The organism is Stenotrophomonas sp. 109824_Sma, from assembly GCF_056480025.1.
The window spans coordinates 313173-327062 of sequence record NZ_CM151078.1; the positions used below are offsets into that span (position 1 = coordinate 313173).

The window sequence follows — 13890 nt, forward strand, 5'->3', positions numbered from 1 at the left end:
TCCACCGTTCACCACCTTCCATCGGATACCTTCATCCCAAAGGGACACCCGCTGTGGGACGAGTACGAAGCCTGGCTTGCCGCGGGCAACACACCTATCCCGGCTGGCCCGACTCCGAACTCTGCGGAGCACTATCGAGCAATTCAATCCGCTGCCTTCTCTTGGATGGCTGAATGGGTTCGTGCCCGCGGCTACGACGACATTCCGAACTGCGCCAGCTACTTCAACAGCAGCATCACTCGCTACCGGCAGGAGGCCCGCGCGCTGGTGGCATGGCGCGATGCGGTGAACCAGAAGCTGGAGCAGCTGGTACTGGCACCGCCAGTTGGGGTTGAGACCTGGGAGCAGGTGCGCGCGCTGCTGCCGCAACCGGAAGCCTTCAGTTGGCCCGAGAAGGCCGAGCTGCCGCTGGACATGGGCGACAAGGTGGTGCTGACGTGATCACCGCCGATGCCCAGAAGCTGGAGCCCGGCAGCCGGGTGACGCTGTACGAGCTGGATTGCAGCAGCTTCGGCGCTGATCAGCTTTTCTTCCACCAGCACCTGCAGTCGGGGGTGATCTGGTGGCAGGGCCAGGAGTACGGCCCGTGGCCGATCAACGCTACCGGCTTCGAGCGCACCAGCGAGCAGCAGCCGAATCCCCGGCTGAAGGTCAGCAACATCGACGGCCGTATCGGCGCCCTGTGCCGCATGTTTCAGGATCTGGCCGGCGCCAAGCTGATTCGCCGGCAGACACTGGTGAAGTACTTGGACGCGGCCAACTTCCCCGAGGGGAACCCGCTGGCCGACCCGGGGGAGCACTTCCCGGATGAGATCTGGTACATCGAGCGCAAGGTGGGCGAGGACGACGAAACGGTCGAGTTCGAGCTGACCACCGTGGCCGACTTCAACGGGCGGGAGCTGCCCGCGCGGCAATGCACCAGAATCTGCAGCGCCCTGCTGCATGGTGGCTACCGCGGTCCCTACTGCGGCTACACCGGCGCGGCGTACTTCGATATCAACGACCAGCCGGTGGACGACCCAGCCAGGGACGTGTGCGCCGGTCTGGTCCGCAGCTGCCAACTGCGGTTCGGCCAAGACAAGCCGATCCCGCATGGTGGGTTCCCCGCCGCCGGCCTGTTGCGCACCTGACGACCCGCCCGCCGACACCACCAGCAACTTCGCGCTGCACCAGCAGCACCACAAGGCCCGCCCAGCGCGGGCCTTTTCTATGGGCGATATCCATGCAACAGAGCACCCTGCAGGCCATCCAGGCGCATGCCGTGGCCGAGTACCCGCGCGAGTGCTGCGGCCTGATCGTGGCCAGCCGCGACGTGGAGATCTACATCCCATGCCGGAACATGGCGACCACCCCCAGCGAGCACTTCCGGCTGCCGGCGGAGGACTTTGCCGATGCCGAGGACTGCGGCGAGGTGCTGGCCGTCGTGCATAGCCACCCGAACGCCTCTGCGGCTGCCTCTGATGCCGACCGCGTCATGTGCGAGGCCAGTGGTCTGCCATGGCACATCGTGAGCGTGGGGCAGTGTGTCGGCGCTGATCCAGAGTGCGGCGACCTGCAGACGTTTGAGCCTTGCGGCTACCAGGCGCCGCTGGTGGGCCGGCAGTTCGCCCACGGTGTGCTGGATTGCTACACCCTGGTGCGCGACTTCTACGCCCGTGAGCTGGGTATCCGGCTCAGCCAGTACGAGCGGGAGGATGACTGGTGGGAGAAGGGGCAGGACCTCTACAGCCTGGAGCGGCTGCAGGCGGAGGGATTCGCGATCATCCAAGGCGAGCCGCAGCGCGGCGACATGGTGCTGATGCAGATCCGCTCGCCAGTGCCGAACCATGCCGGCGTCTACCTGGGCGACGGGAAGATGCTGCACCACATGCACGGTCGCCTGTCCGAGACGGTGGTCTACGGCGGCATGTGGGCCGAGCGCACCCGCCACATCGTCCGCCATAAGGAGGCCGGCCATGACTGAGCGCCTGCGCACTGTCCGGCTTTACGGCCGCCTCGGCGCCCGCTTCGGCCGCAAGTTTCAGTTGGCGGTGAACAGCCCAGCCGAGGCCATTTTCGCGCTCGGGATCCTATTGCCTGGCTTCCGGCAGTTCCTGACCGGCTGCAGGGACCAGGGCATCGAGTTCGCCGTGTTCATCGGCCGCGAGAACCTGAGCAAGGAGCAGCTCCACGATCCGCCGGGGGCCGACGATATCCGCATTGCACCGGTGCTGGTCGGCTCCAAGCGCGGCGGCGCCCTGCAGACCATCGTCGGTGTGGCCCTGATCGTGGTGGCCACCATCTATGGTGGTCCGGGCGCCGGCGCCGCAGCGGCCAAGTTCTGGGGCGCGGTCGGCGCAGCCGGCTGGAGCCTGGCCATCGGAGGTGTCGCACAGATGCTGTCGCCCCAGCCGCGTGGCCTGGGGACGAAGGAGAGCGCCGAGAACACGCCGAACTACAGCATGAACGGGCCAGTGAACGTGCAGGCCCAAGGCAACCCCGTGCCCGTCGCCTACGGCGGCCACGATACGAAGGGGATGGTCGTCGGATCCGTGGTGATCAGCGGCGGCATCTACGCGGAGGACCAGCAGTGAATCGAGCCCTCAACTATCAGCATGGCCCGCTGGCCAATGCGTGCGCGGACGTGATCGGCGCCGGCGGGAAGAGCAGCACCAACGCCCGCACGCCGGTGGAGACGCCGGATAGCCTGCACTCGATCTCCTACGCCAAGGTCCTGGACCTGACCAGCGAGGGCGAGATCCGCGGCCTGGTAGCCGGCAACCAGTCCATCTACCTCAACGAGGTGCCGATCCAGAACAGCGACGGCACCCTCAACTTCAACGGCGTTCGGGTTGAGACCCGCTCGGGCACGCAGGACCAGGAGTACATCGCCGGCTTCCCGTCCGTCGAGAACGAGATCGGGGTCGGCGTCGAGCTGCGCGACACGCCGGTGGTGCGCACGGCTTCCGGTCAGGATCTGTCGGCGGTGCGGATACGGTTCGGTGTGCCTGCCCTGCAGCGACAGAACACCGAGAACGGCGATACCGAGGGCTACGCCGTCGAGTACGCCATCGACCTGTCCACCGACGGTGGCGCGTTCAGCACGGTGCTGACCAACGCCTTTCGCGGCAAGACCACCACCGAGTATCAGCGCAGCCATCGCATCGACCTGCCGCCGGGCAACCAGTGGCAGGTGCGGATCCGCCGCCTCACGCCGAACGCGAACAGCTCGACCGTCGCCGACACCGTGAACGTGATCTCGATGACCGAGATCATCGACGTCAAGCTGCGCTATCCCAACTGCGCGATCGCCGCGATCCAGATCGATGGCAGCCAGTTCCAGGGCAAGCCGACCACTGCATACCGCATCTGGGGCCGGATCATCCGCGTGCCCAGCAACTACGACCCGATCGCGCGTACCTACACCGGCGTGTGGGATGGCACCTTCAAGTCGGCATGGACGAACAACCCGGCGTGGGTGTTCTTCGACATGGTCACCAACGACCGTTTCGGCCTGGGCGATCGCATCCCGCTGGACTGGGTGAACAGGTATCGCCTGTACGAGATCGCGCAGTACTGCGATCAGCTGGTCAGTGACGGCATGGGCGGCATGGAGCCGCGCTTCACCTGCAGCCTGTACCTGCAGACCCGGGAGTCGGCCCACAAGGTGCTGCAGGACATGGCCAGCATGTTCCGCGGCATCAGCTTCTACGCGGCAGGGCAGATCATGGCCTCGGCGGACATGCCGAAGGACCCGGTCTACACCTACAGCCAGGCCAACGTGGTCGACGGGAAGTTCACCTACACCGGCAGCGGCAGCAAAGCGCGGCACACGGTAGCTCTGGTTTCGTGGTCTGATCCCGACGACTTCGGCCGGCAGAAGGTCGAGCCGGTCCAGCTGCAGGAGGGCATCGCGCGCTACGGCGTGAATCAGATCGAGGTGACGGCATTTGGCTGCCACTCGAAGTCGCAGGCCCAGCGCGTGGGGCTGCACATCCTCTACAGCGAAAACCTGGAGACCGAGACGGTCAGCTTCGCGGTCGGCCTGGACGCTCTGAACTGCATGCCTGGGGATGTGATCCAGGTCGCCGATGCCAAGCGTGCCGGCCGGCGCAATTCTGGTCGTATCAGCGCGGCATCGGCGAGCAGCCTGACCCTGGATGTGGTGCCACCCTCGATGCAGGCCGGAGACCTCCTGCGCGCCACGCTGCCGAGCGGGAAGACCGAAGCCCGCACCATCAGCGGGGTCAACCCGGTGACGCGTGTGGTGACCGTCTCGGCGCCTTGGAGCGTGGTGCCGGTGGCGCAGTCGATCTGGGCGACGGAGTCGAGCGACCTGGTGATGCAGCAGTTCCGAGTGATCGGCATCACCGAGGAAGATGGCCTGACCTACCGCATCACCGCGCTGCAGCACCGCCCGGACAAGTTCGCTGCCATCGATGACGGCACCCGGCTGGAGCCGCCGCCGATCAGCATCGTCCCGCCCAGCGTTCAGCCGCCACCGGCCAACGTGCGCATGTCCTCGCATGTGGTGATCGATCAGGGCATTGCCACGCCGGTACTGACCATCGAGTGGGATGCGGCCGACAAGGCGATTGCCTACGACGTCGAATGGCGCAGGGACGACCTGAACTGGGTGCGTGTCGGGCGCGTTGGCACGGCCAGCGCGGAGGTGCGCGGGATCTACGCGGGCAAGTACCTGGCCAGGGTGCGTGCAGTGAACGCGCTCAATGCCGTGTCGCAGCCAGCCCTCAGCGTCCTGACCGACATTCAGGGCAAGACGGAGCCGCCGCCGGCGCTGACCTCGCTGACGGCCACGTCGGTGGTGTTCGGCATCCAGCTGGCCTGGGCGTTTCCTCCTGGAGCAACCGATACCGAGCGCACCGAGATCTGGCGCAGTGCAGGCCCGAACCTGGAGAGCGCGACCAAGATGGGCGACTTCGCCTATCCGCAGAACCGGTTCCAGATGGATGGCCTGGCAGCGGGCGCCAAGTTCTACTTCTGGGGCCGGCTGGTGGACCGCAGCGGCAACATTGGCCCGTGGTATCCGGCCGGTGCGGGCGTGGTGGGCGAGTCGAGCACGGACGCAACGCTCTACGACACGTACTTCTCCGGGCTGATCAACAAGAGCGCGCTGGGCCAAGAGCTGCTGTCGGAGATCGAGAGTATCAGCGGGATCGTGCCGCTGATCTGGGCTGCTGATGCCACCTACGAGCCGGGTCAGACCGTGATTCACAACGGGAAGATCTGGAGCTGGCAGGGAACCGGGCCAGGCAACGAGGAGCCGCCCAGCGCCAACTGGCTGAACGTGGGCGATGCCGTCGCCCAAGCCGGTGCAGTGGTCGGCAGGGTCAACTCGCTGGAGCTGGCGGTCAACGACCCCGATACGGGCCTGCAGGCGGTCGGGCGCAAGACCGATGGCCTGTTCGCTCAGCTCGACGCGCAGGGCGCCGGCGACGCCGACTGGGGCGCTGGCAACGAGAACGTGTTCGCCGGCACCACGACCCTCCAGACCGTCATGGTTGAGGCGGACCGCGCGCTGGCCAAGCGCGTGGATACCGTTGAGGCATCGGTGGGCGATATCGACCTCGGTGGCGTCCAGGCATCGGTGCAGCAGACCAGCCAGGCCATCGTCGATCTCAACGGCAGGATAAGCGCCACCTACACGGTCAAGGCTCAGATCACCAGCGCCGGCCAGATCTACATGGCCGGCATGGGCTTGGGTGTCGAGCAGCAGCCCGACGGCAGCTACCAGAGCCAGATCCTGATGCAGGCCGACCGGTTTGGCGTCATCAACGTGGTCAACGGGAACGTGACCGCGCCGTTCGTGATCCAGGGCGGGCAGACGTTCATCAACCAGGCCCTGATCGGCACCGCGTGGATCACCAGCGCCAATATCGCCGATGCGGCGATCACCAACGCGAAGATCAGCGGCACCATCCAGTCCGACGATTACGTGTCAGGGCAAACCGGCTGGCGGATCAACAAGGCGGCGGGCGGGGGCTTCGAGTTCAACGGTACTGTCGCTGGAGGGTATCGGCTGAACATCACCAACCAGGGCATCTACATCCGCTACCCGAACGGCAATCTCGCCGTAGAGCTTGGAGTGCTGCAGTAATGGCCGACGTGGGTCTGCGGGTAAGGAGCGAGAGCGGGTACGTGGAGACCACTGTCACCACTCGGCTGACCAAGATCATCGGGTCGTACACGTTTCCGCTCTACAACCCGGTCAACTCCAACAACAAGTGGATCGCGCCGCCCGAGGCAAACGGGGGGCTCATCGTCAATGACTTTTCAGGCGGTGAGCCCTTCTACAACTTCACCTGCGAGGGCCAACGATCTGTGTACGGGATGCTGGTCCCTTCGGTAACCATCTCGGGGAACAGCATCAACTGGAGCTGGGACCCTGACGTGGTGAACTTCCACGTCAGGATGGAGATGTTCCCGAGCCGGCCCACCACCGACACGGTGGGCGGCATCACCCTTCATTACGGGATTTACAGCTGATGGCCGTCGGACTACGCGTGCGAAACCAGGGAACCGGGCAGATCCAGATCGGTCTCGGCTATCGAAACCTACAGCTGGCCAAGTCCGGGACGTTGAACACTGGATCCTTCTCCGGCGGCGGGACCGGCGGCTCGCCGCCGTTTGCCTCGTGGTCGCCGAGCGGGGTCCTGGCTTCAACGAGCGGGACAACGAATCTCCATGTCTGCCGCTACATCAACGACAGCGTGGCAACTACGACGGGATTCACCCTGGTTCAGACCGGTGTGACGTGTTTCGTCTACGCTTCCAACCAGGCGCCGAACAAGACGCTGGAGTACTACACGTTCAATGCCACCGAGCGTGCGGCCAGTGGGCCGGTTGGTCTGCGCATGCGTGGCGAAGACGGTACGGTCTTCTACGACTCCAGGCGCAAGGGCCTGCGGGTACTGCAAGTAGTGGCACTGCCAACAGTCCCTGGTCCACCCGTAGAGATAGGCCAGTTCTTCCCAGGGACAAAGATCGGCATTGCCATTCCGTCGCCGCGCTTCTACTACTTCGCGCAATCCCAGGATCGGTGCACCATGAACGCCGATTACTTCCACATGACCAGCGATAATCGGATCTTCCTATCGCGGCTGCAGGTGACTCAACAGACCCTGATCACCAACACGTTCCCGGTGGGCGGAGTGACGATGGGGCCGCAGAACGCCACGATCTTCATCGTGGACCTGACCGAGGTGCCGCTGGGGTTTGGCTGAAGAGACATATCAAATGCCCTGCTATGCAAATGCCTTCAGGGCCCAGCCTCCATAGCCCCAGAGCACGGTCCCTAGCACCACCATCACGCAACCCCATATTTCATCGGCTTCGACGGATCTGACCTTCGCATTCATCGCTTCGTCTGGGGTCTCACTCGCGAACGTTGCGGCCCTCGTAATTGAGTAGTACTTCGCGCGAGTCGGTAGGGGTGACCCGTCCGGTGCTTGGCGATGGAAGATCGCGCTCTGCTTGATATTCAGGAGAAACCCGCCAAGGGTGAAGATCGCGCCCGATGAGGCAAAGAGATCTGATCCTGGGAACCGTAGCTCGAGCAGAAACGACAGCCCGGAAAATGCAATGCAGCTAGCGACTGACCGCCGGCGGTTGAACGCGATCGCCCGGAACGATTTTCCCACTGCTCGCTTGAAGTCAATCACTATCGGTCTCCGAGGCAGAAGTTGGCGCCGGCCGCAGTATCAGAGACTGGGGCAGCGGCTGGTGGAGGGGATCGCGATGGAGCGAACTTGGTACGAGCTGTGTGTAGCGCTTGAGCGACTTCCAGTCCTTATGGCCGGTCACGATTGCGACCTCTGGAATGGTGTACCCCTGTTCAAATAGCCTGGAAGTTCCCTCGTGGCGCAGGTCATGGAAGTGAAGATCCTCGATCTGTAGCCGGTTGCAGGCGCGGCGGAACGACGCTCCGATGCTGTCTGCCTTGTAGGGGAAGATCAGCGGTCCATTGCGGAGCTGACCCTCGATGATCGCCGCCGTCCGCCCCAGTAGGGGCACCCATTGATGATTGCCCTTCTTGTCCTTGGGATCCTTTCTGTCCCGGATCAGGACCATCGGCTTGTCACCGCTTTGGTAGTCTTCCCACCGCAGTGCAACAATCTCGCCCATGCGCATTGCCGAGTCGATGGCGAACGGGATCAGGTCGCGCATCGGGATGGCGCCAAAGTTGAACTTGTAGAAGGCGGCCAGCTCGTCAAGCTCTTGGGCTGTCGGGCGCCGGTCGCGCTCCTCTGGCTTGGCGATGGCTCCGGCGCGGCGCAGCACTGGCCGGACGGCGGTCACCACGTCCGGGATCGTCATGTTCCATAGCGACCGAGCAGCCGCCAGGGCCTCAGCCAGGAACCCGAGTTCCATCGCCATGGTTGCCGGGCCCGGTGCCTTACCGCCGTTCAGCGCAGCGGAGGGAGCTGTTCTGGCCCGGATGTGGTTCAAAATGTCCTGCCCGGTGAGTGAGGACACTTCCCGGTCGCCGAGGCTTTCCACCCATCGGCGCAGGTTTCCGCGCTTGGTGGCTGAAATGGGTTTGAAGCGGTCCATCTCCTTGATGTACCGATCAATGAGGGCTTCCAGCGTCATGCTCTCCTGCGGCGGAGGCAGGCCCGCCCGAAGGGCATCTTCTGTAATGCGAGCCCAATCCTCAGCCGCCTTGCGACCGTTGAAGGTCTTCGAGGCGGTAGGATGGGGTTTGATGCGGACCATTGCCCGCCACTTCTTTCCGCGCTTTTCGACTACTGCCATGTCTTGGTGCACTCCCCGCTGCTTGGTGCAGCACGGGTACATTACACCGGGATCGGCAGGGAAAAACAGGGACTTACAGGGAGTCACGGCGCACCAAGGATGCACCGAAACATGCGTAAGACATTGAATTCAAACGATATCCGTCTTTCCGTGGCCCCCATGATGGACTGGACCGACCGCCATTGCCGCGTGTTCCATCGCGTGCTGGCACCGGGTGTGCGCCTGTACACGGAAATGGTGCATGCCAACGCGGTCATCCACGGTGATCGCGAGCGACTGCTCGGCTTCGACCGCAGCGAGCAGCCGCTGGCGCTGCAGCTGGGGGGCAGCGATCCCGCGCTGCTGGCGCAAGCTGCGCGCGTCGCCGCCGAGTGGGGCTACGACGAGGTCAACCTCAACTGCGGCTGCCCGTCCGACCGTGTGCAGGCCGGGCGCTTCGGCGCCTGCCTGATGCGCGAGCCGGTACTGGTGTCCGAGTGCGTGGCGGCGATGGTCGACGCGGTCGAGATCCCGGTGACGGTGAAGTGCCGCCTGGGCGTGGACGAGGACAACGACTACGACGTGTTCGCCGCCTTCGTCGACCGCCAGGTTGCCGCCGGTGCCGCGATGGTGGTGGTGCATGCGCGCAACGCGTGGCTGAAGGGCCTGTCGCCGAAGGAGAACCGCGAGGTTCCGCCGCTGAAGTACGACTGGGCCTACCGCCTGAAGCAGGAGCGCCCGGCGCTGCCGGTGGTGCTCAACGGTGGCCTGGCCAGCATCGAGGCGGTGCAGGCGCAGGCCGCGCACGTCGATGGCGTGATGCTGGGCCGCGCGGCCTACCACGACCCTTACCTGCTGCATCAGCTGGAGGCGCTGCAGACCGGCGCCCCGCTGCAGGCCCGCGGCGACCTGCTGCGCGCGCTGCGCCCGTATGTGGAAGCGCGCCTGGGCGAAGGCCTGGCGCTGAAGCACATCACCCGTCACCTGCTCGGCCTGTTCCATGGCCAGCCCGGTGGCCGCGCATTCCGCCAGGTGTTGAGCGAGGGCGCACACCGCCCGGGTGCCGATTGGAGCCTGGTCGAGCAGGCACTGGCCGTGACCGAACGCGACGCTGATCGCGTTGCAGCGTGACCGCCGTCACATTCCTGACTTGACAAGGCGCGGCGATTCGTCCCGAATGTTCACCTAGCTGAACATCGCGGGGTCGCGGCCGGAAAAGTTCAGACCGGATTCACTGCCCCAAACCAAGAATTTGCAAAGGATTTGTAAAGCGCCGGGCCCGAAACCCGGCATCCGGATTTACGACTTTTGAACGAATCGCCGTGCTCGGCTAGGATCGCATCGATGTCTTCCGCTTCCCTCCATTGCCGCATTGCCCTGGCCACCTGCGTTGTGCTGGCGGCTGCGCCGCTGTCGTCGGCGCTGGCACAGCAGCCGCCGCGCGGTGAGCAGGGGCGTGCGGAGATGATGGAGCGGGGCGAGCGTGGCAACCGTGGCGACGAGCGTTCGCTGTCCGATGCCGTGCGCCGCGTGCAGCGCACCACCGGCGGCCACATCCTCGGTGCCGAGCGCGTGCCGTTCGATGGTCGTGATATCAACCGGGTGAAGTACATGGACGACCGGGGCCGGGTCCGCTACATGGACGACCCTGCCCCGTCGCGTTCACAGCCGCGCACGCCGCGGTCGGATATGTCATCACTACGCGGCGATAACCCCTGAACAGGGATAGTTGTCGCTATCAACCCGTACCCCACAGGCCTCCGGGCCACACCCAGGACACTAGGGAGAGTTCATGCGTATCCTTCTGGTCGAAGACGAAGCCCCGCTGCGTGAGACCCTGGCAGCCCGGCTCAAGCGCGAAGGCTTTGCCGTCGATGCTGCGCAGGACGGCGAGGAAGGCCTCTACATGGGGCGCGAAGTTCCGTTCGATGTCGGCATCATCGACCTCGGCCTGCCCAAGATGTCGGGCATGGAGCTGATCAAGGCCCTGCGTGACGAAGGCAAGAAGTTCCCGGTGCTGATCCTGACCGCGCGTTCGAGCTGGCAGGACAAGGTCGAGGGCCTGAAGCAGGGTGCCGACGATTACCTGGTCAAGCCGTTCCACGTCGAAGAGCTGCTGGCCCGCGTCAACGCGCTGCTGCGCCGCGCTGCAGGCTGGAGCAAGCCGACCCTGGAATGCGGCCCGGTCGCCCTGGACCTCGCCGCCCAGACCGTCAGCGTGGCCGGCAGCAATGTCGACCTGACCAGCTACGAGTACAAGGTGCTGGAGTACCTGATGATGCATGCCGGTGAACTGGTCTCCAAGGCCGACCTCACCGAGCACATCTACCAGCAGGACTTCGACCGCGACTCGAACGTGCTGGAAGTGTTCATCGGCCGCCTGCGCAAGAAGCTGGACCCGGATGGCGAACTGAAGCCGATCGAGACCGTGCGCGGTCGCGGCTACCGTTTCGCGATTCCGCGCAACGAGGGCTGAGCCGGCTCACCCTGGCGATAACACGATGTCCGGCCGTCTGTGGTTCTTCCGACGCTGGCGGCCGCGCTCACTGCAGGCGCGCCAGATGCTCGCCGCGTCCGTGGGCCTGGTCGCGTTCCTGGCCCTGGCCGGTTACGCGCTCGACGCCGCCTTCGCCGATACGGCGAAGGCGAACCTGCGTGAGCGCCTGAAGAACTACGCCACCTCCTACGCGGCCGGCATCGACTTCACCCGCGACCGCTCGCTGTACATCCGCGAGCAACCGCCGGATTCGCGCTTCGACGTGCCGGGCAGTGGCCTGTACCTGCAGGTGGTGATGCCGCACGGCAAGGGCAATTCGATGTCCGCCGAAGGCCCGATGCTGCCCACCGTGGGTGGTGGCCTGCTGGCGCCGCGCCAGGAAGTGTTCGAAGGCCCGCTGCCGATGATCCAGATCGATGGCAGCCAGGGCTCGGTCTACCGCTATGGCCTGGGCCTGGTGTGGGGCGCCGACGCCGATCCCGCCACCGAATTCCCGTACACCATCTACGTGATGGAAGACTCGCGCGCGCTGGGTGCGCAGCTGCGCGTGTTCCGTGGCCGCGTCTGGTTCTACTTGGGCGGCATCGGCCTGATCCTGCTGCTGCTGCAGACCGTCATCCTGCAGTGGAGCCTGCGCCCGCTGCGCCGCGTGATCACCGAGCTGACCAAGGTGCAGCGCGGCGAGACCGAGCGCATGAGCGAGCGCCACCCGCGCGAGCTGGAACCGCTGACCGACAGCATCAACGCCTTCATCGAAAGCGAGCGCGAGAACCTCGAGCGCCAGCGCAACACCCTGGCCGATCTGGCGCACAGCCTGAAGACGCCGATCGCGGTGCTGCGCACGCAGATGGACAGCGGTGCCGGCGACAACGCACTGCGCGAGGAACTGGACGTGCAGCTGCAGCGCATGAACAACCTGGTCTCGTACCAGCTGGCGCGCGCGGCCTCGTCGGGCCACAAGCTGTTCTCCGCGCCGCTGCCGATCGAGTCCAATGCCGAGGAAATCGTGCGTGGCCTGGAAAAGGTCTACGCCTCCAAGGGCGTGCTGTGCGAATTCGATATCGACCCGGCGGCGCGCTTCCACGGCGAACCGGGCGACCTGCAGGAACTGCTCGGCAATCTGCTGGAGAACGCCTTCAAATGGGCCAACCGCCGCGTGCTGTTGACCGCGCAGCCGCTGCCGGCCCCGAACGCACGCCGTGCCGGCCTGCTGCTGGCGGTGGATGACGATGGCCCGGGCATTGCCCCGGACGACATCGGCAAGGTGCTGCAGCGTGGCGTGCGTGGCGACGAGCGCGTGCAGGGCCACGGCATCGGCCTGTCGATCGTGCAGGACCTGATCAAGGATTACCGCGGCGAACTGACCGTGGGCCGTTCGGCCGAACTGGGCGGTGCCCGCTTCGAAGTGCGTCTGCCGCCGGGGCCGTAAGCCGCGCATTCCCGTCCACCGGGCATCGCCTCGCGCAACAACGCGTGGTGTCCCGGTAGTGCCGGCCGCTGGCCGGCAACCTCATGATCTTCGGTGGCAGCGCCAGGTTGCCGGCCAGCAGCCGGCACTACCGCAATTCGATCTTCGGCGGCTCGCCATAGAACCGCCGCAGCTGCGCGGCCACCTCCGGCAACGCCTGCTGCAGCAGATCCGGCGCAGAGAAGTGGTACTCGCTGGCCACCGCGAAGAACTCTTCCGGCGCTTCGGCCGCATACGGATCGATCAGCGTTTCCTCGCCCGCATCGACCTGCGCACAGAAGGCGTCGTAGGCGCGCTGGAACGTGGCGGCCCATTCGCGCTGCCATTCGCGTGGCAGCGGCGGGGTGCCGTCCATCGCGCCATCCAGCGCATCCAGCTTGTGCACCATCTCGTGCACCGCCACGCAGTAACCCTCGTGGGGGGCGGCCAGGTCGGCCTGCACGTCGGCCCAGGACAGGATCAACGGACCGCTGTCCCACGACTCGCCGATCAGCTCGTCATCCCACTCGTGCAGCACGCCGGCCGCATCCATGTGGCTGCGGTGCACGCGGAACGCATCGGGGTAGACGATCAGCTGCGACCAGCCTTCCAGCCCCACCTCGCCGAACTCCAGCAGCGGCAGGCAGCACAGTGCGGCCAGCAGCACGCCGTCACCGGCCTGCAACTGCAGCTCGCCGATCGGGGTAATGGTCTTCTCGTGCAGGAAGCGCGTGGCCAGTACGCGCAGGCGTGCGCGGTGTTCGTCGTCCAGGCCGTGCAGCCAGGCCGCGCGGCGGCGGGCGTCTTCCCACAGTGCATCGTCGATCGGCCGCGGCGCAGGCCGCAGCCACTGCAGCAACGACTTGATCAGCGGAACATTCCCGGCAGGTAGCTGTGCCACTTCGGCGCACGGATGCGCTGCAGCACGTCATCGTCGCTGCCACCGCCGCCGGTGCTGGTGGCACTGCTGGCGGCCGGGCGTACCGCCGCCGGCTTGGTGGTGGCGGCCGAGGCGGTCGCGGTCGGTGCGCGCTGCGAGGCGGCATCACCGTTGGACGACACGCAGGCGCCGCGGCTGTCGTCCAGCGCTGCTGTCGCAGACGCCGCGAAGGGCATCATCAGCAGGATCAGGCAATGGGCATAACGGCGCATTGACGACATCCACGTTAAGGGAAGGTGAGTTCCCGATTCTAGCCCGAACTCGCCGCCCCGT

At 65.6% G+C, this 13890-nt stretch carries 14 protein-coding genes; 11 read left to right on the forward strand and 3 right to left on the reverse strand.

Annotation, left to right across the window (positions count from 1 at the left end):
- The first annotated feature begins 165 nt into the window (after nt 1-165).
- The 7 genes from ACZK1G_RS01420 to ACZK1G_RS01450 all read left to right on the forward strand — a co-directional run bounded on the left by ACZK1G_RS01420 (nt 166) and on the right by ACZK1G_RS01450 (nt 7223).
- Nucleotides 166-441: a hypothetical protein gene (locus ACZK1G_RS01420; protein WP_478448005.1), complete on the forward strand. Its 276-nt coding sequence runs from the start codon at nt 166-168 to the stop codon at nt 439-441.
- A complete protein-coding gene (locus tag ACZK1G_RS01425; protein ID WP_478448007.1) occupies nt 438-1130 on the forward strand; it encodes a phage minor tail protein L in 693 nt (230 codons plus the stop codon). Before ACZK1G_RS01420 ends, ACZK1G_RS01425 begins: the two co-directional genes overlap by 4 nt.
- 92 nt (nt 1131-1222) lie before the next feature.
- Nucleotides 1223-1963: a C40 family peptidase gene (locus ACZK1G_RS01430; protein WP_478448009.1), complete on the forward strand. Its 741-nt coding sequence runs from the start codon at nt 1223-1225 to the stop codon at nt 1961-1963.
- Nucleotides 1956-2573, forward strand: coding sequence for a tail assembly protein (locus ACZK1G_RS01435; protein ID WP_478448011.1), 618 nt, complete (start codon nt 1956-1958; stop codon nt 2571-2573). The genes ACZK1G_RS01430 and ACZK1G_RS01435 overlap by 8 nt, the downstream gene beginning before the upstream one ends.
- A complete protein-coding gene (locus ACZK1G_RS01440) occupies nt 2570-6097 on the forward strand; it encodes a TipJ family phage tail tip protein (protein WP_478448013.1) in 3528 nt (1175 codons plus the stop codon). The genes ACZK1G_RS01435 and ACZK1G_RS01440 overlap by 4 nt, the downstream gene beginning before the upstream one ends.
- Nucleotides 6098-6138: 41 nt before the next feature.
- The gene (locus ACZK1G_RS01445) at nt 6139-6486 is read left to right on the forward strand and encodes a hypothetical protein (RefSeq protein WP_478448015.1); all 348 of its coding nucleotides are present in this window, start codon (nt 6139-6141) and stop codon (nt 6484-6486) included.
- Nucleotides 6486-7223: a hypothetical protein gene (locus ACZK1G_RS01450; RefSeq protein WP_478448017.1), complete on the forward strand. Its 738-nt coding sequence runs from the start codon at nt 6486-6488 to the stop codon at nt 7221-7223. Before ACZK1G_RS01445 ends, ACZK1G_RS01450 begins: the two co-directional genes overlap by 1 nt.
- Nucleotides 7224-7653: 430 nt before the next feature.
- Here ACZK1G_RS01450 and ACZK1G_RS01455 read toward each other — a convergent pair whose 3' ends face one another.
- Nucleotides 7654-8754, reverse strand: coding sequence for a tyrosine-type recombinase/integrase (locus ACZK1G_RS01455; RefSeq protein ID WP_478448019.1), 1101 nt, complete (start codon nt 8752-8754; stop codon nt 7654-7656).
- Between the two features lie 111 nt (nt 8755-8865).
- Here ACZK1G_RS01455 and dusA point away from each other — a divergent pair, with 111 nt between their 5' ends.
- From dusA to ACZK1G_RS01475, 4 genes are all read left to right on the forward strand, one after another.
- Nucleotides 8866-9864 carry a tRNA dihydrouridine(20/20a) synthase DusA gene (dusA, locus tag ACZK1G_RS01460; protein ID WP_478448021.1) on the forward strand — a complete coding sequence of 333 codons (999 nt, stop codon included), beginning with the start codon at nt 8866-8868 and terminating at the stop codon, nt 9862-9864.
- A gap of 213 nt (nt 9865-10077) precedes the next feature.
- Complete coding sequence (locus ACZK1G_RS01465; RefSeq protein ID WP_014035643.1) at nt 10078-10452, forward strand: hypothetical protein; 375 nt, start codon at nt 10078-10080, stop codon at nt 10450-10452.
- Nucleotides 10453-10525: 73 nt separating this feature from the next.
- Complete coding sequence (locus tag ACZK1G_RS01470) at nt 10526-11209, forward strand: response regulator transcription factor (protein WP_004136763.1); 684 nt, start codon at nt 10526-10528, stop codon at nt 11207-11209.
- A gap of 25 nt (nt 11210-11234) precedes the next feature.
- Complete coding sequence (locus tag ACZK1G_RS01475) at nt 11235-12659, forward strand: ATP-binding protein (protein WP_014035644.1); 1425 nt, start codon at nt 11235-11237, stop codon at nt 12657-12659.
- A gap of 127 nt (nt 12660-12786) precedes the next feature.
- Here the strand turns inward: ACZK1G_RS01475 and ACZK1G_RS01480 are convergent, their stop codons facing one another.
- On the reverse strand, nt 12787-13578 hold the full coding sequence (locus tag ACZK1G_RS01480) for a M90 family metallopeptidase (RefSeq protein ID WP_197621989.1): 792 nt from the start codon (nt 13576-13578) through the stop codon (nt 12787-12789).
- Nucleotides 13545-13829, reverse strand: a complete 285-nt coding sequence (locus ACZK1G_RS01485; protein WP_014035646.1) for a hypothetical protein — start codon at nt 13827-13829, stop codon at nt 13545-13547. The genes ACZK1G_RS01480 and ACZK1G_RS01485 overlap by 34 nt, the downstream gene beginning before the upstream one ends.
- Nucleotides 13830-13890 lie beyond the last annotated feature (61 nt).

What these genes read in the sequence shown, in the direction of transcription:
- ACZK1G_RS01435 (WP_478448011.1), top strand. Translation starts at nt 1,956, where the DNA reads ATGACTGAGCGCCTGCGCACTGTCCGGCTTTACGGCCGCCTCGGCGCC.
- ACZK1G_RS01420 (WP_478448005.1), top strand. Translation starts at nt 166, where the DNA reads ATGGCTGAATGGGTTCGTGCCCGCGGCTACGACGACATTCCGAACTGC.
- ACZK1G_RS01430 (WP_478448009.1), top strand. Translation starts at nt 1,223, where the DNA reads ATGCAACAGAGCACCCTGCAGGCCATCCAGGCGCATGCCGTGGCCGAG.
- ACZK1G_RS01450 (WP_478448017.1), top strand. Translation starts at nt 6,486, where the DNA reads ATGGCCGTCGGACTACGCGTGCGAAACCAGGGAACCGGGCAGATCCAG.
- ACZK1G_RS01475 (WP_014035644.1), top strand. Translation starts at nt 11,235, where the DNA reads ATGTCCGGCCGTCTGTGGTTCTTCCGACGCTGGCGGCCGCGCTCACTG.
- ACZK1G_RS01470 (WP_004136763.1), top strand. Translation starts at nt 10,526, where the DNA reads ATGCGTATCCTTCTGGTCGAAGACGAAGCCCCGCTGCGTGAGACCCTG.
- ACZK1G_RS01465 (WP_014035643.1), top strand. Translation starts at nt 10,078, where the DNA reads ATGTCTTCCGCTTCCCTCCATTGCCGCATTGCCCTGGCCACCTGCGTT.
- ACZK1G_RS01485 (WP_014035646.1), bottom strand. Translation starts at nt 13,829, where the DNA reads ATGCGCCGTTATGCCCATTGCCTGATCCTGCTGATGATGCCCTTCGCG.
- dusA (WP_478448021.1), top strand. Translation starts at nt 8,866, where the DNA reads ATGCGTAAGACATTGAATTCAAACGATATCCGTCTTTCCGTGGCCCCC.
- ACZK1G_RS01455 (WP_478448019.1), bottom strand. Translation starts at nt 8,754, where the DNA reads ATGGCAGTAGTCGAAAAGCGCGGAAAGAAGTGGCGGGCAATGGTCCGC.